At 61.2% G+C, this 14,938-nt stretch carries 13 protein-coding genes and 1 pseudogene; 9 read left to right on the top strand and 5 right to left on the bottom strand.

From position 1 onward, the window contains the following. Positions 1–11: 11 nt before the first annotated feature. The 4 genes from RGQ15_RS14660 (at position 12) to RGQ15_RS14645 (ending at position 2,937) form a co-directional block, all read left to right on the top strand. Positions 12–758, top strand: a complete 747-nt coding sequence (locus tag RGQ15_RS14660) for an isochorismatase family protein (RefSeq protein ID WP_311161219.1) — start codon at positions 12–14, stop codon at positions 756–758. A gap of 72 nt (positions 759–830) precedes the next feature. Then, positions 831–1,514 carry a glutamine amidotransferase gene (locus RGQ15_RS14655; RefSeq protein WP_311161218.1) on the top strand — a complete coding sequence of 228 codons (684 nt, stop codon included), beginning with the start codon at positions 831–833 and terminating at the stop codon, positions 1,512–1,514. 127 nt (positions 1,515–1,641) lie between these two features. Next, a complete protein-coding gene (locus tag RGQ15_RS14650; RefSeq protein ID WP_311161217.1) occupies positions 1,642–2,127 on the top strand; it encodes a hypothetical protein in 486 nt (161 codons plus the stop codon). A gap of 12 nt (positions 2,128–2,139) precedes the next feature. Beyond that, positions 2,140–2,937, top strand: coding sequence for an alpha/beta hydrolase (locus tag RGQ15_RS14645; RefSeq protein ID WP_311161215.1), 798 nt, complete (start codon positions 2,140–2,142; stop codon positions 2,935–2,937). Here RGQ15_RS14645 and RGQ15_RS14640 read toward each other — a convergent pair. After that, positions 2,934–4,427 (bottom strand): sensor histidine kinase, encoded by a 1,494-nt coding sequence (locus tag RGQ15_RS14640; protein ID WP_311161213.1) that lies wholly within the window; start codon positions 4,425–4,427, stop codon positions 2,934–2,936. The two genes, RGQ15_RS14645 and RGQ15_RS14640, sit on opposite strands and share 4 nt — an antisense overlap. A 219-nt stretch (positions 4,428–4,646) precedes the next feature. Here RGQ15_RS14640 and RGQ15_RS14635 point away from each other — a divergent pair, with 219 nt between their 5' ends. The 5 genes and pseudogenes from RGQ15_RS14635 to RGQ15_RS14615 all read left to right on the top strand — a co-directional run bounded on the left by RGQ15_RS14635 (position 4,647) and on the right by RGQ15_RS14615 (position 7,739). Continuing rightward, complete coding sequence (locus tag RGQ15_RS14635; RefSeq protein ID WP_311161211.1) at positions 4,647–5,039, top strand: response regulator transcription factor; 393 nt, start codon at positions 4,647–4,649, stop codon at positions 5,037–5,039. Between the two features lie 51 nt (positions 5,040–5,090). Next, on the top strand, positions 5,091–5,723 hold the full coding sequence (locus RGQ15_RS14630) for a response regulator transcription factor (protein WP_311161210.1): 633 nt from the start codon (positions 5,091–5,093) through the stop codon (positions 5,721–5,723). Beyond that, on the top strand, positions 5,720–5,890 hold the full coding sequence (locus RGQ15_RS14625) for a hypothetical protein (RefSeq protein WP_311161209.1): 171 nt from the start codon (positions 5,720–5,722) through the stop codon (positions 5,888–5,890). Before RGQ15_RS14630 ends, RGQ15_RS14625 begins: the two co-directional genes overlap by 4 nt. A 6-nt stretch (positions 5,891–5,896) precedes the next feature. Then, positions 5,897–6,354, top strand: a pseudogene (locus RGQ15_RS14620) (hypothetical protein). A 146-nt stretch (positions 6,355–6,500) separates the two neighbouring features. Then, a complete protein-coding gene (locus tag RGQ15_RS14615; RefSeq protein WP_311161207.1) occupies positions 6,501–7,739 on the top strand; it encodes a polysaccharide pyruvyl transferase family protein in 1,239 nt (412 codons plus the stop codon). A gap of 290 nt (positions 7,740–8,029) precedes the next feature. Here the strand turns inward: RGQ15_RS14615 and RGQ15_RS14610 are convergent, their stop codons facing one another. The 4 genes from RGQ15_RS14610 to RGQ15_RS14595 form a co-directional block, all read right to left on the bottom strand. Continuing rightward, positions 8,030–9,223 (bottom strand): hypothetical protein, encoded by a 1,194-nt coding sequence (locus tag RGQ15_RS14610; RefSeq protein WP_311161205.1) that lies wholly within the window; start codon positions 9,221–9,223, stop codon positions 8,030–8,032. A 1,188-nt stretch (positions 9,224–10,411) separates the two neighbouring features. Next, positions 10,412–11,575 carry an acetylornithine deacetylase gene (argE, locus tag RGQ15_RS14605; RefSeq protein ID WP_311161204.1) on the bottom strand — a complete coding sequence of 388 codons (1,164 nt, stop codon included), beginning with the start codon at positions 11,573–11,575 and terminating at the stop codon, positions 10,412–10,414. Next, the gene (locus RGQ15_RS14600; RefSeq protein WP_311161203.1) at positions 11,572–13,677 is read right to left on the bottom strand and encodes an FAD-dependent oxidoreductase; all 2,106 of its coding nucleotides are present in this window, start codon (positions 13,675–13,677) and stop codon (positions 11,572–11,574) included. The genes argE and RGQ15_RS14600 overlap by 4 nt, the downstream gene beginning before the upstream one ends. An 85-nt stretch (positions 13,678–13,762) precedes the next feature. After that, positions 13,763–14,704 carry a LysR substrate-binding domain-containing protein gene (locus RGQ15_RS14595; protein WP_311161202.1) on the bottom strand — a complete coding sequence of 314 codons (942 nt, stop codon included), beginning with the start codon at positions 14,702–14,704 and terminating at the stop codon, positions 13,763–13,765. Positions 14,705–14,938: the final 234 nt, after the last annotated feature.

Raw genomic sequence — 14,938 nt, 5'->3', positions numbered from 1 at the left:
AAGGACCGGACATGGTCAGCCCTCGCAATCTCGTTCTCTCGCTGCTGGTGCTTGTCGCCGTCGCCTTCTCAGACGGCTTGCAAGCCCAGGCCCAGGACAGCAAATCGAGCGTCCTTCCGACAGGCGGCGGTGCCGCGCTTCTTGATCCGGGGGATACTGTATTCCTGATGCTGGATCACCAGACGGGTCTGTTCCAGACCGTCAAGGACATAGGCATTTCCGATCTGCGGGCAAATGCCGCCACGATGGCAAGGCTTGCTACGCTTCTCGACATTCCGGTCATCACGACGGCTTCCGAGCCGAACGGGCCCAACGGACCGCTGATGCCCGAGATCCACGAATTCGCCCCCCATGCCGTCTATGTGCCGAGAAAGGGTGAGGTGAACGCGTGGGACAACGCGGATTTTGTGGAGGCAGTGCGCGCGACTGGCCGCAAGACTCTGGTCATGGCCGGGGTATGGACAAGCGTCTGCGTCATGTTTCCCGCGCTCGACGCAAAGCTGGCCGGCTACAATGTCTATGCGGTCATCGACGCATCAGGCGATCCAAGCGAAATGGCATCTCGGACCAGCCTCGCGCGATTTGTGCAGGGGGGGGTCATTCCCACCACGACAAATGCATTGCTCTCCGAAACCCACAGGACATGGGCGCGCCCCGAGGCTGCGGATTTGGCTGTTCTCTATGGACTGGCTGCCCCGAACTATGCGGCTGTTGCCGAGAGCTACGCCAAGGCGCAACAGGTCGCGACCGAGAATTAGGGAAAAGACCATGCCCAATGACGAAACTGACCGCGGCCTGCATGTCATGGCGCTTGTGACCGTAGCTTGATCATGAACACCGCATTGGCGATCAGGCATGTCCATTTCGAGGATCTGGGCAGCTTCGTACGCCCGCTTTCCGAGCGCGGTTATGCGCTGCGCTACAGCACGGTTGGCGATCGGGATTTCCTTGAGTTCGACCCGTTGGAACCGGGCCTGCTGATCGTCCTTGGCGGACCAGTTGGTGCCTATGAGACGACCGCCTATCCATTCCTGTCGCACGAAATGGACCTGATCGCGGCCCGCCTTGCCCGTGGCCTTCCCACACTAGGTATTTGCCTGGGCGCACAGTTGGTTGCGGCGGCCTTGGGAAGCAAGGTGTTCCCCGCGAAGGTGAAGGAAATTGGCTTCGCACCCATCCGGCTTTCCCAGACGGGAAAGTTGAGCGCCCTACGCCATCTTGAAGACGTGCTCGTCCTGCATTGGCATGGGGATACCTACGAACTGCCGAAAGGCGCAGAGAATCTAGCCTCGCAGGCGTTTGCGATCGGGTCGCAGGTTCTGGGACTGCAATTCCATCCGGAAGTCGAACGTGGTCCCGGCTTCGAGCGCTGGCTGGTCGGCTACGCCCATGAAATCGCTGTAGCGGGCATCAATCCCGCCGAGCTGCGCGCGGATGCCGAACGCTGTGGAGATGCCCTGGCCGACGCCGCGCGGCGTACTTTCGCAGAATGGCTCGATGGGCTTTCAAGATGAACCGAGAACAGAAGAAGCGAAGCTCTGCCACCCATAGCCCAAAATATCGCGCGGCCGGACGGTCGGAGGGTCTCGCTACCGGCGCGTTCGGACCGTCCAACGCCCGACCCAACCCGAGGAGGATGCCATGTACGCCCCCGCAGCCTTTCGAGCCGCCCGGACCAGCGCCATACGCCTTGTTGGAGCCATGGGCCGGAGGCGCGCTTATCGCACCTTGGGGCCGGGCAAGCCGATCAAGTTTTGCATTCGATCGCACCACATATTCGTCGACTGGCTGGGGGGATTCCTGGGTGCTCTGGCGCAGGAATTCCGCGTCCCGCCCGTGACCCATCTGCACCTGTTGCATGAGCACGCGGACGTGGATCTTTTCGCCGGCACAGAGGGTTCGGGGGGCGATCTTGCCGCACGCCCCATCCCCATGCGGGTCATAGACCGAGATTGCGGGATCGCCTTTCCGGCACCGAACCGGTTCGCGCCGAGCCGGCGCTGGATAGGCCCGCATCTGATGATCCTGCCGCAATTGGCATATGGTCGGCGGCATCAGGTTCCCGGACGGGCCGCCGATCCGATCGCGAGCACCCTGCGCAACCGCGCGAAATCGCCCCTAGCCTGACCGGAGGGCCGCATGTCGAGCACCATCATGCTGATCCATGGCGCCTGGCTGAATTCGCTCAGCTGGGAAAACTTCAAGGCACGTTATCAGGCTGCAGGTCATAGGGTCATCAGCCCGGACTGGCCTCATGACGAACGCAGCCCGCCCGAGTTGCGTGCCTATCCCAGACCTGAGCTCGCTTATGTCAACCAGCGCCATATCGTGGACACCTATGCTGCACGGATTTCGAAACTGGCCGAGGCTCCGATCCTGATCGGGCATTCTCTGGGGGGCGTGTTCGTCCAGCACCTGTTGGACCGCGGGCTTGGGGCTGCCGGGGTGGCGATCAATCCCGCGCCGACGCCCGGTGTGCCGCTTTATCCCCATGCGATCCGCTCGGCTCTGCCGGTCTTTTCCGACTCGTTCAGTTGGCGCAAGGCCAAGGTGATGTCGCGCAAATTTTTTGCGACACGCTTTGCCCAAACCGCGCGCAGGGATCAGGTTGACGCACTTTACGACCGCTATATCGTTCCGACGCCAGGCCGGGTCTATTGGAACGGCGTGGTAAATCCGATCAAGATCCGTTGGGACAATCCCGATCGCGCACCGCTGCTGCTGATCGGTGGCGAACTGGACCTGATCGCGGATGCGAAGATGACTGCGGCGATCTGGCGAAAGCAAAGCCGCGCCCCTTCGCGGACGGATCTGAAGATCTTTCCCGGTCGGTCGCATTGGACCTGTCTAGATGCAGGGTGGGAAACGGTTGCCGACTATGCGCTGGACTGGGCGCTCGCCAATGCCCGAAGCGAAAGAACAGCGCGCGTGGCCTAGGGCGGCGCCATCGGCAATTCGAAATGGAAGACCGCGCCGTGATCCGGCGCAGAGCTGGCCCAGATCCGTCCGCCATGCGCCTCGATGCAGCTTTTGCATATGGCGAGTCCCATGCCCATTCCACCCTGGCGCGTCGAGTAGAAGGGCTGGAATACCGAATGCAGATGATCCGCCGGAATGCCCGGACCCTTGTCCCGGATCTCGACTCGAACGCTGTCACCCTCGGGACGAAGCGCGATCGTGAGGTCACGCTTGCCGGGGCTGTCCTTCATCGCCTGCGCAGCATTCATCAACAGGTTCACCATGACCTGCTGCATGTTCACCCGGTCAGCCATGACCAAGGGCAACTCTTCGGGCGCATCGATATGCACCGAGACGCCATGGGCGCGCAGCTCGCGCTCGATCAGCAGCACGCTGTCCCGCGTGATTGTCGCCATGTTCTGCGGTGCAGTTGTGGTGCTGGTATTGCTCAGGAAGGCGCGGGTCTGCTCGACCACGGTCTTGGCGCGGGTGGCGGCGGCCAGTGCATTGCCGATCGCCTCGCGGGCCTCGCTCAGTTCAGGCTTGTCGCGATTGAGCCAGCGCAACGCTGCTTCTGAGCTTGAGACGATCGCGGCCAGAGGCGAATTCACCTCATGCGCGATCGAGGCCGTCAGGGCGCCCATCGTGCTGACCCGCACGGCACGGGCCAGATCCTGTTCGGCCTGCGCCAAGCGAGCCTGTGTTGACTTGTACTCGGTCACGTCCAGATCACTGACCAGAATATCTTCGAATTCCCGCCGGTTCTTCGGCAATCCTGCCGTGAATAGCGTATCCACCTCTTGCCCGTCGGGCATGGTGATATGGGTCTCGGAGCGGTAGAAGTCGTCCCCGTTTGCAAAGGCCACGAGCCATTGCACGAAGGTCTGGTCCGTGTCCGGCAGAAGCTGATCGAGCGTGCCCAGTAATTGCTGCTTGCTCTCGACCCCGGCGCGAAGGATGGCAAAATCGTTCACATCCTTGATGGTGACGCGGCGCCGGATCGCGCGAAGCTCATCAGGATGGGCAGCAAAATGGGACTGCATGTCACGTATGCCGCGCCGCATCAAATCCTCAACGGCATCTCGGGCATGCGACCAATCCTCCCGCCAAAGTGAGATGCCGCTGCGCTGGAACAAGGTGTCGTTCCAGCGCCGCGCATCCGCCAGTTCCCCCTGCAGCGCCGAGATCTGGCGGCGATGGGTGCTGATGGCAAAGGCGGCAAGCCCGATCGCAAAGCTGCAGATCAGGACCGAGGCGAGGCTTAGGTGAACGCCCTCCGCGACCAGCAGACCCAATGCCAGAACCGGGAGGGCGGCAAGGCCGAGAAACAGCCAATCCTGTCGCGTCCAGCGCAGGGTCTGCGCGGCAGGGCCAGGGTCGCTGGCCCATGCCGGAAGCCCGTCCGGCGCGATCCTGCGCTGCGGGGCCGCATGGCCCTCTGTCGGCCAGAGAGTGAAAACCTGACGCATCGACCTGCCCCGAGACTGGCACATTGGAGCCGCCGATTGACCGCTCGCGCATGCTCCAGAGCTGCCGAATTGGGCGACTGAACCAAAGTATAATTGCCCTGCTCGGGTTTCGACAACAGTTTTGGAACCAGGCCCTTGGCAGCAATGGCCCCGCACGGTTGACAGGCTTGCGGTGGACCCGCTGCATGGGGTCACACGGAAGGGGGCGACATAGCAAGCATGGACGCAGGTCCGCACATAGCCATCGTCGATGACGACGATGCGATCCGGCGTGGCCTTTCGAGCCTGCTTCGCTCGGAGGATTACCACGTCACGCTTTACGACAGAGCCGAGGCATTCTTGGAAAGTCTGGGCTCCTCTGTCCCGCATTGCTTGCTGACCGACATTCAATTGCCGGGGCTGAGCGGGCTTGACCTTCAACTTCACCTGCGGGTCGCGCATCCAGCGATACCGGTGCTGATCATGACGGCTTATCCCCAGCCCAGCCTGCGCGAACAGGTCATGCTTGCAGGGGCGGTTTGTTTCCTGCGCAAACCCTTCGACGATCAGGACCTGCTGCGATGCGTCGGTCGGGCGGTCGGGCGCAATGATCTGGGCAGAAATTCAATATGACATGCCGGTTCTTCTTGCGTATCCTCTTTGCCCGTAATGGATGAGGTTGGCATGTCAGACCAGCAATCCGCGGTTCATGTGATCGATGATGACGCGTTGCTGCGCGGAGCGATCGACACCTTGCTGCGCTCGGTCGGGTTTCGCAGCCATTGCCATGCCAGCACCGAAAGCTTCCTTGCTGAGCCCCTGCCCGATGTCCCCTCATGCCTGCTGCTCGACGTGCGGCTGCAAGGCGCAAGCGGCCTCGATTTCCAGACCCGGCTGGAGCATCTCGGAATTCGCCTGCCGGTCATTATCATGACGGGCTATGGAGACGTGCCCATGTCGGTCCGCGCGATGAAGGCAGGGGCGGTCGACTTCCTGAGCAAACCCTTTCGCGATCAGGACCTGCTCGACGCGGTCAGTGACGCGATTACCCGTGATCGGCTGCGCCGCGACGCTGAAAACGAGGCCTCGGGCCTGAGCGATCGCTACAATGCCTTGTCCGAGCGTGAACGGCAGGTGATGGGTCTGATCACGGCAGGGCTTTTGAACAAGCAGGCCGCCTATGAGCTGGGCCTGAGCGAAATCACCGTGAAACTGTATCGTGCCTCGGCCATGAAGAAGATGGAGGCGCGCACCTTGGCGGACCTGGTGCGTATGGCGGGACGGTTGGGGGTCGGCGAACGCACGCATGAAGGATGAATGATGCGGTTCCGCGGCGAACGCGGGGGGACGACCCCTTTGTCCTGACGGGCGATCTGCGCATTCCCGCAGCCGGTGACACCGTGGTCGTTCTGACAAAGGGGATCGCTGCGGCGGCCAAGCGCGAGTCAGGGTTGGTATCTGCGATGGAGATCAGCTTGGCATGACACCTCATCTCGGCCGCGGAATGGGCGTTGCTTGGGCGCTTCATCTTGGCCGGCCGCGCCCCGATCGGCCGCAAGCCCCTGAACCACGATCTTGTCTCGGGTGGCCTTTTCCGGATCGCACCCACAGGATCTCGATTGCGGGCCCTGCCGGACGAATTCGGCAAGTGGTCGAGCGTCGGCCCCCGATCCTCACGTTCCGCTGACCGACTGCGGCCCTGACCCTGACGATATGCGGAACTCCCGCAAGCTGTGCGTCGCGGTCGACCGACCGCGCTAGCAACTGCGTAACCTTGTCGGGCGACGCTTCAGCAAGCTGAAGAACGCGCGCCACCCGGCACGACAAGATCGCCGAAGCTCTCTCGGTCTTCATCGACCAACATGACCTAGCTCCGTTCGTGATCTTGCGACATGGCCGTGTCTGTTTTCCGCGCACCGAACGAATGAACGGGGATCGGTGCGCGTAGCAGCCTAGACAGGTCTCCATTCGATACCCATGATCGGTATCGATCCGCCTCGACCTGTTATCCGGCCAGAGAGCATCACCATGGATTCTGCAGATTATGGCGCGCGAAGAGCCGGTTCAGGCCGAGCGCGAAAAAGGTTCAGGATCGTGCAATTTGCCGTGCCCTACAGCCCGAACCTGGGCGATGGGGTGATTTCTGACTGCCTCGCCCACGCGCTCCGAAGCCTTTGCCCCGCAGCGGAATTCTCGGCTGTCGATCTTTCCGGACGCACAGATTTTGGCGAGGTGACGGTGCGCAACCGCATGCTGCTCATCAATCTGCTGAGCAGGCTGCCTCGGTTCGTGCGTCAACGCCTCGTGGTTGCGCGTCTTCGAAGGCTGATGGCTCGGGTGGCCGCAGATTGGAAGGCCGAGGTGAAGCAAGCGGATCTTGCCATTTTGGGCGGGGGGCAAATCTTTTCCGACGCTGATCTCAATTTCTGCATGAAGATCGCGGGTGCCAGCCGCATCCTGCGCGCCTGCAACACCCCCACAGTCGTCTACGCGGCGGGGGTGTCGCGAAATTGGTCGGCGCGCGGCGCCCAGCTTTTTGGTGAACTGGCCCAATGCGATCTGCGCTTCGCTGGGTTGCGGGACAAGATGTCCCTGGCCTCCTGGAACGAGCAAATGGCGACCCAGTACGAGAATCTTCCGACAGCAGAATTGACGCGCGATCCCGGGCTCCTGGCAAGGGCCTGCTATGGTCAGGGGAAGCCGTCGTCACTGATCGGCATCGGCGTCATGTCACCCGCAATCCTGACCTATCATGGCGAAGCCAACGTGCAGATCGACGCAACGATCGACTTCTTCGGCGAGTTGGCGATCAGGCTTGCCGATAGCGGCCATCGCGTCGGGTTGTTCTGCAATGGCGCCGCTGAAGACAAGGCGATCCTGGACGAATTGGCGAAACGTGAGCCATTGGCCCGTCGGGCGGAAATCCAGTTCCTTGACGCTCCCACGCGTCCCATTGAACTGGCGCAAATGATTGGCGGCTTCCGGGCAGTGGTCGCGCATCGGCTTCATGCCTGCATCGTCGGCTATTCCTACGCGCTGCCCATCGTTGGCTTGGGCTGGGACAAGAAGGTGGAATGCTTTTTCCAGTCGGTCGGTCTGAGCCGCCATTTTCTCCCCGCATCGTCGCTGGATGCCGCACATGCGGCGCAGGTCGTCGAGGCAGCTCTTGCCGAGGGTATCGACGATGTCACTCATGCATTGGTCATCGAGGAAGCCTGGCTAGGCGCGCAACGCATGTTGGCGGCTGGATTGAGAGTCGCGAACCTGCCGCCGCCACAAACAGATCATGCGACCCAAGTTGGTCTTGCGCCTGGTTCCACGGAAAGCAGCTAGGTATCTGGCAGAAGGCACCCGCCATCAAGACGCCGCCAGTTCAAGGCCCTTGGCGCATTGCAGACGTCAGTCCGCGATACCTGTTGCGGTCGTCGATCGAAAAATGCGGCGCTGCACGAACCGGATGGTACGGCGGCAAATCAAGACGAGCCAAGACGTCGCTCGATCGGAATAGGCCATCAAAAGGCAGCATTGCTCGCGCGTGGTGATCGCACAAAGCGGCCGTCTAGATCAGCGACAATGGATTGAAGGCCGACTTGGCAGGTGCAGGCAGAGCAGATCATGGATTTTCATGATATTTCCGCTTTTTGGTGATAATGCTCAACCTGCCGCCGGCCGATGACCGAGGCCAGTGCGACGCAGATCAGCCCGATTGTCGCGAGCAGGCTTCCAGGGAAGATGCTTCCATCCGGGTTCATGACACCCGACAGCTGGGCAAAGTTTTCTGGACGGAACAAAAGCAGAAAACCTGCGCTTGCAAGAATGCAATATCGCGATGGCCAAGTCGAAACAGCAACGCCCAGTACAAGTACGGTAAAGGTCAGATCATAGGTGTGAAGCGGCACCACCAGCAGGCCGATCACGGCACATATCGCCAGGACCGAGCGACCGAAATCCGCGACGAAACGGATTGTTGCGAACCCCAGCGCTCCAGCGAGGCCGATCAAGAGGAAGCCGCTGACGTGGCCTCCGAAAAGATCAAAAATCTGGGTTATGCCGACAAGGTTTTGCGGCGCATTGGCCGGGCCTCCCTCGTCTGAATATCGAGCAAGCGCCGACAGAAACCCATAAAAGTCTCGCGCAAATCCATGGCTTACCCCCGAGATTACGGCAACCGCGAGATGCGCCAGGACTGCGAAGAGCGCGCCAAGACGCAACTCGGGACGGGCGAGAGCAGCCACGAACAGGACGGCACCAATGCTTGGCTTGAACCCGGCCATCATGATCGCGGCCATCATCAGCACCATGCTGCCCTTGCGAAGACTGAGGGCAAAGAGGGCGATGGAAAAATACAGGATGAACGAGGTTTGACCGATCGACAGAGCGACCGGCGTCGCTTGCATGAGGCTACCGACGCCCACAAGCATGAGATAAAGTGCAAGCATCGAACTGCCGCCCGCTGGACGAAGCGCCAAAGCCGCCAGCAGGGATGCTCCATGCAGGAGCGACAGGTTGAAGAGGTTCCAGATCTGAACCGCCCGACCGAATTCGAAAGATGACAAGATCGCAGCGAATGGATGCCAGGACGGCGGATAAACCCAAAAATGGCTTTCCGGGCCGCTTCCGAAAATCCGGGCGTAGGCTATTTCGAATTCGGAAGAATAGGGGTCGATGCCTTGAGCCCATAATTTCCCCGAAAGCCAGATCAACCGAAAATCCAGCCCGTCTGTCGAGTTGAAAACCTTGGGGATCAAATAGGCCTGCCCCAGAAGGAACAGCATTGCCGCAGCGAGCGGAAATGCGCGAGAGCCAACAGGTTTCATTCACACCCTTACGCAATCGTGAAAAATTTCAATGATGAACCGGGTGAGTGGCAGCCACTCATCATGAACTGTCGAGCAGTGAAATTTGATTCGTCAAATCAATAACCGACGGTGTGTCACCGTCATTATCCGGGATGACCGGTGCGGTGCTTTGACCGTTCGCAAAGAACCTCGCGCGATTGATTTTTGGGCAGTTGAAATTTGCCGCGCCGCGAGCAGGCGGGGACAGGGACGAGCAGTCTGAGCCAGAATAAGAATATGGTCGAACACGCAGCTCGCCCGAATCTATCGGAGTTCCTGGCGGATTTGATCCCACGATTCTATGCTGCGGTCCCTTCTTCCGATCGGAAGGATGATCTGAGGCTTCGACCGCAGCGATGAGCCGCGAAATGGGTATTAAACCCAAGACAGTTACGAAGTGGCGAAAGCGTCCGACAGTAACTCGATGCCAGCATAAGCAGGACGCTTCGCATACCGAAGGGACAAGGCGGGCGTTCGTTGAACGACCCCGTGCCGACGGCTGTGAAGGGCTGATGCCCGGACCGATGTTCTTCCGCCGCCCTTCGGCATAGGCGGTCTTGACGAGTATGGCCAACCGGGACGATCCAACTGCCCGGGCGCCACGCGAGATAGGTGGCATCAAGCCAGAGCGAGCCATCGAAGTCGGCATGGATCCTGGCCTGATGGCGAACGGCCACTTTTGAAGCGTCGACACCCCACCGATCCAGTTCGACACCGGTCTGGGACCGATGGCGACCTGCCTCACGCTGGATGACCGCCACCAAGGCCTGCTCGGATGTTTTGCGGGCCGCGAGGAAGCCGTGAAAATCGAACCGGGATGGAAAGCGCGCTCTCGATTCCCCGTTTGCGCCAACCCGTCAACATCCTTCTTCCCTACGATGATTCGACTGCAACCCCAGCTTCAGCTATGCGGCGGGGGCAGGTCTCTCTGATCGTGCTTGGCCAGAAGCTCGGACAGGTCCATGGCTCGCCCTGTCTTCCGGAAATGTCCCGCACCGGCAGAAGCAAGGTCTACGGACCCCGTCAACTGGATCAACCGTCAGAACCCGATCAAGCCTGACAAGCCCTTTTGTCCGTTCATGTCGCATTGCTGCGATGCAGGAACGATTGACAGGCGCAAGGATATGCCGACCGGTCAGCAGAACGCCATGCGATCCAGTGTCGCCGCTATGCTGTTTGAACCCGGGCCAATCGGTCCATCATCTGATCGCAAAGCGCCAGTTGCGACAGAGCCAGGAATTCATCCGGCATATGCCCCTGCTCGGCCATGTCGCCCGGCCCGCAAACCACGGTCGGAATACCAAGTTGGGCAAAGTAACCGGCCTCGGTTCCATAGCCGACCTTGGTCACCTGATCCGAGCCGCAAAGACCGGCTACCCGTTTCACGATCGGATCATTGGCCGGAATATCCAGCCCCGGATAGGCATTGGTCAAATCGATCTCGATCGAAGCACGCGTATCAGCCTGGGGCAGCGCGCGCACGATCTGGTTGGCCTTGCCGCGGATCGCTTCGAGAAATGCTTGAATTCCGTCGCCCGGGAGGTGCCGGAGCTCAAAATCAATCCGTGCATGTTCGGGCACGATGTTCAGCGCCTGCCCCCCAGCCATCTTGCCGACATGCACTGTCGAATAGGGAATGTCGTAGCTGGCGTCGAACACCGGTGAGAGCGCGTAATCCGACTGGATATCACGCAGGGCGCAGATGAAATCGGCCGCCAAATGCAGGGCATTGACGAATTGAGGGGCCTGGGCAGAATGTCCCGCCTCGCCGTGGCAAGTCGCGACCATTGCCGCCTTGCCCTTGTGTCCGATGGCCGGGCGCATGCCGGTCGGCTCGCCCACGATGCAAAGCTCCGGCTGCCAGCCAAGCGCCTCGATGCCTGGCAACATCTCCTGAATGCCCCGGCAGCCGACTTCCTCATCATAGGAAATCGCCAGCATCAAGGGCGCGGCAAGGGACTGATCCCCCATCCGCTGTGCCAGCGACAGCATCGAGGCCAGAAATCCCTTCATATCCGTGGTGCCGCGCCCGTAGAGCCGCTCTCCATCCTGGGTCAGCGCGAAGGGATCGCGGCTCCAGGATTGGCCTGCGACCGGAACCACATCGCTATGGGCCGAAAGCATCACGCCCCCGGGTCCCTCGCCGCCCCTTCGGGCCAGAAGCCCGGCCTTCCGCCCGCAGGACGCGGGCAGCCGATACGTCTGGAAGCCCGCGGTCTTCAGCAGGTCCTCGGCATAGCCGATCAGGCCAAGATTGCTCTCGGCGCTGACCGTCGGGAAGGCCACCAGCCTGTCCAGGATTTCGAGCGTGGCGGGATAGGGGGCGTTCATTCCGCGACAAGTTCCGGGGCAATTTCTGGGGCGAGTTCCGGCGCAAGCTCAGTGATCTCGCGGCGGAAGGGCAAAGCATCCCCGATAGGTTCGCCGTCGAGTTCCCGGGCATAACGGTGGCCGGCATAGGTCGCCCAGGCGATCGGGCCCGCCGTCTCGGCGTCGCCAAAGACCTTGACCGAACGGATGCCGGCATCGGCCCATTCCTCTTGCCGCGCCAACAGGTCGTGGAACAGCTGGTCATTGGCCTCGCGGGCGGCGACGATCACCACGGCATCGGCGGCATGGGTCTGGGTCTTGCCGGTATAGACGCAATCCGAAACCACGTGATCGGCAGCAATCTCGGCAACGCCGCGGTTCAGGACGATATCGACGCCAAGCGCGTCGAGCTTGCGGTGGATCGTCGCCTGTTCCAGCGTGTTGTTTGTCCAGTCCGAGACATAGGCCGAGGGCGTGATCAGCGTGACCTTGGCGCCCTTTTGGACCAGGAGCTCGGCCAGGACACCGCCCATGTAATAGTGGTCATCATCGAAGATCACGATATTGCCGCCCGGGACATTGCCGTCCATCAGGTCGTCCGGGGTGTAGATCTTGGCCGCGGCATCGATCTTCATCGGCACGACGTGCTGGCGGGCGACGCCGTCGCGGCGCCAGGTTGCCCCGGTCGCGATGGCAATGTTCTGGAAGCCGAATTCCAGGATGTCATCGGCCGTCAGGCGGCTGTCGAGATAGGTCTCGACATTGCTGCGCTGGCTCAGCTGATAGGTGCGGTAGTCGCGGACGCGGCCCCAGGCCGACAGGCCCGGCAGGCGGCTTTCGCGGGAAACACGGCCGCCCAACTCGGTGCGGGCCTCGGCCAGCGCCACGTCATAGCCGCGACGCGACAGCGCCCATGCGGCCTCAAGTCCGGCTGGACCGGAACCCACAATCAGCACGTTGTCGCTGCTGCCCTTGGCGTTCATCTTTTCCGGGTGCCAGCCCTTGCGCCATTCTTCCATGAAGGTGGGGTTCTGGGTGCAACGGCTGATCGACATGGTCATGTCGCCGGTGACGCAGATATTGCAGCCGATGCATTCGCGGATGTCCTCGATGCGGCCTTCCTCGACCTTCTTGGGCAGGAATGGATCGGCGATCGAGGGGCGGGCGCAGCCGATGAAATCCAGCGTGCCCGACTTGATCATCCGCACCATGACATCGGGCGAGGTGAAACGGCCGACGCCGACGACCGGGCGGTCGGAAAGCTCGCGGATGCCCGTGACCAGCTGTTCCTGCGCGGCCTCTTCCTTGAAGCGCGTGGTGCCCGAGCAGTCTTCCCAGGTGCCCTGGGCGAGGTCCCACAGGTCGGGCAGGTTGCGGTTCATCTCGATGAATTCGCGGACTTCGTTGTTCGAGAAGCCAAGCTCGCCGATGGTTTCGTCAAGGCTGACGCGCAACGTGATGCCCATCGTGTCGCCAACCGCGTCGCGCATGTCGGCAATAACCTCGTTCACGAAGCGCGAGCGGTTTTCCAGGCTGCCGCCATATTCGTCCGTCCGCTGGTTCGTGGCGCGGCTCAGGAAATGCTGGAAGATGCCGAAGCCATGCGCGCCGTAAAGGCAGATCAGGTCGAAGCCAGCCAGTTTCGAGCGCTTGGCCGCGTTCACGAACCAGCGGCGCAGGTCACGGATCTCGGATTTGGAAAGCGCGCGGGCCTGGACCGGGTCATTGGTGAAGGTGCGGATCGGCAGGGCCGAGGGGGCCAGCGGCACTTCCTTGGTGTAAAGGTTCGGCCCGTTGATGCCCGAATAGGCCAGCTGGATCCCGGCCAGTGCGCCATGGGTCTTCATCTTTTCGGACATGCGGCGCAAGGCCGGGATGTCCTGATCTTCCCACAGGCGCAGCTCGATGAAGGGGGTGATTTCCGAGGTGTGGTGCATCTCGCACTGCTCGGTGAAGATCACGCCCCAGCCGCCTTCGGCCTTGATGCCGCGCATCGCGGCGGCGGCCGAGGGATCACGATATCCGCCGCCATTGCAATGGGGAACCTGGTAGAAGCGGTTCTTGGCCGTGACCGGACCAATCTGCATGGGTTCGAACAGAATATCGTAACGGGGATCGCGCAATCCAGCCTCCTTTGAAGTCCTGTCACCATAGCTGGAGCGGCAAAGATGAAAATTCGCGCTTCCGAAAGCCCCGCTTCGGGTTAGCCTAATCGACCCGCGCGGAAGCGCCCGAAAGCAGGCCCTTGCGCTCTTCGATCCAGGATCGCGCATAGGCCAGAAAGGCCTTGTGAAGTTGTGTCCGATCCGTTGCCGAGGCCATCAGCAGTCCTAGCTTCATCGGACGCTGATTGCCCGCCAATGGCAGGAACCGCAATGGCTTGCCGTCCGGCGCACGGTCGGCAAAGGGACGGACATTCACGATGGAGTAACCAAATCCATTCGCGACAAGCCCACGCATCACGGCCATGTCGCGGGTGCGCTCGGTGATATTGGCGCGCAATCCCGCATTGACGAAGAAGGACAGGAAATAATCCGCACTATGGGGCAGATCCAGCAACACCATCGGATGGGGGGCAAGCTGCTCGATGGTTACCGATGTGCCCCCCGCCAGCGGGTGATCCTCGCTCATGGCGACGATGGGTGGCAGTTCGATCATCGGCACGAAAGGCAGATCGCGGGGCAGATCCAGATCATAGGTCAGAGCCATTTCGATCTTGGCCTGGCGCAGCAGCGAAAAAAGCTCGGATTGATCCGCTTCGAGCTGGCTGATCCGGACCTCGTCATGGAGTTCGACAAAACTGCGGCGCAGCCCCGGCAGAACGATCTGGGCAAAGGTGCTTAGACAGCCGAGTGCCAAAGGTCCACGGATCGTGCCCGACAGATCCCCCGCAAGGTCGCGCAGCCCTGCCGCCTGGCGCAGCACCATCTGGGCATGATCGAGCAATTTGCGACCGGCGACCGTCGGTGTCAGCCCCTGGGCATGGTGGCGCACGAAAAGCTGGACGCCCAACTCTTCTTCAAGCTGCGAAATCCCCGTCGAGATGGACGGAGAGGAAACATTCACCTGCTGCGAGGCGGCAGCAATGCTCCCGGTCGTGCCCACGGCCACAAAATACTCAAGCTGTCTCAGTGTGTAACGGAGCGGCATGAAGGCCTCGAACACTAACCTCGGAAAGGGCTTTCGCTTACACGAGCGCTCTGGGAGTTCCTAGCCCGGCAAAAGCAGCGCCAACCAGTTTGTGCAGGATCGGGGCAGTTTGCCCTTTTTTCAAGCAACAACGCGGACTCCGCAGGGTCGATTTTTAACTTGTCGTGCGTTTTCAACTTCTTCGCCTGACCCTAAGCAAGGGTTTTGAAACTTCTCATTTATGGCAAGCGGGCT

This window comes from Paracoccus sp. MBLB3053, from assembly GCF_031822435.1.
Classification (GTDB): Bacteria; Pseudomonadota; Alphaproteobacteria; order Rhodobacterales; family Rhodobacteraceae; genus Paracoccus; species Paracoccus aurantius.
The sequence above is the reverse complement of the archived record's forward strand: the minus strand, read 5'-3'. Positions and strand labels throughout refer to the sequence as shown.

Coding starts and splice junctions, on each gene's coding strand:
- RGQ15_RS14630 (WP_311161210.1), top strand. CDS start 5,091: ATGTCAGACCAGCAATCCGCGGTTCATGTGATCGATGATGACGCGTTG.
- RGQ15_RS14650 (WP_311161217.1), top strand. CDS start 1,642: ATGTACGCCCCCGCAGCCTTTCGAGCCGCCCGGACCAGCGCCATACGC.
- RGQ15_RS14595 (WP_311161202.1), bottom strand. CDS start 14,704: ATGCCGCTCCGTTACACACTGAGACAGCTTGAGTATTTTGTGGCCGTG.
- RGQ15_RS14610 (WP_311161205.1), bottom strand. CDS start 9,223: ATGAAACCTGTTGGCTCTCGCGCATTTCCGCTCGCTGCGGCAATGCTG.
- RGQ15_RS14635 (WP_311161211.1), top strand. CDS start 4,647: ATGGACGCAGGTCCGCACATAGCCATCGTCGATGACGACGATGCGATC.
- RGQ15_RS14640 (WP_311161213.1), bottom strand. CDS start 4,427: ATGCGTCAGGTTTTCACTCTCTGGCCGACAGAGGGCCATGCGGCCCCG.
- argE (WP_311161204.1), bottom strand. CDS start 11,575: ATGAACGCCCCCTATCCCGCCACGCTCGAAATCCTGGACAGGCTGGTG.
- RGQ15_RS14645 (WP_311161215.1), top strand. CDS start 2,140: ATGTCGAGCACCATCATGCTGATCCATGGCGCCTGGCTGAATTCGCTC.
- RGQ15_RS14655 (WP_311161218.1), top strand. CDS start 831: ATGAACACCGCATTGGCGATCAGGCATGTCCATTTCGAGGATCTGGGC.
- RGQ15_RS14625 (WP_311161209.1), top strand. CDS start 5,720: ATGAATGATGCGGTTCCGCGGCGAACGCGGGGGGACGACCCCTTTGTC.
- RGQ15_RS14660 (WP_311161219.1), top strand. CDS start 12: ATGGTCAGCCCTCGCAATCTCGTTCTCTCGCTGCTGGTGCTTGTCGCC.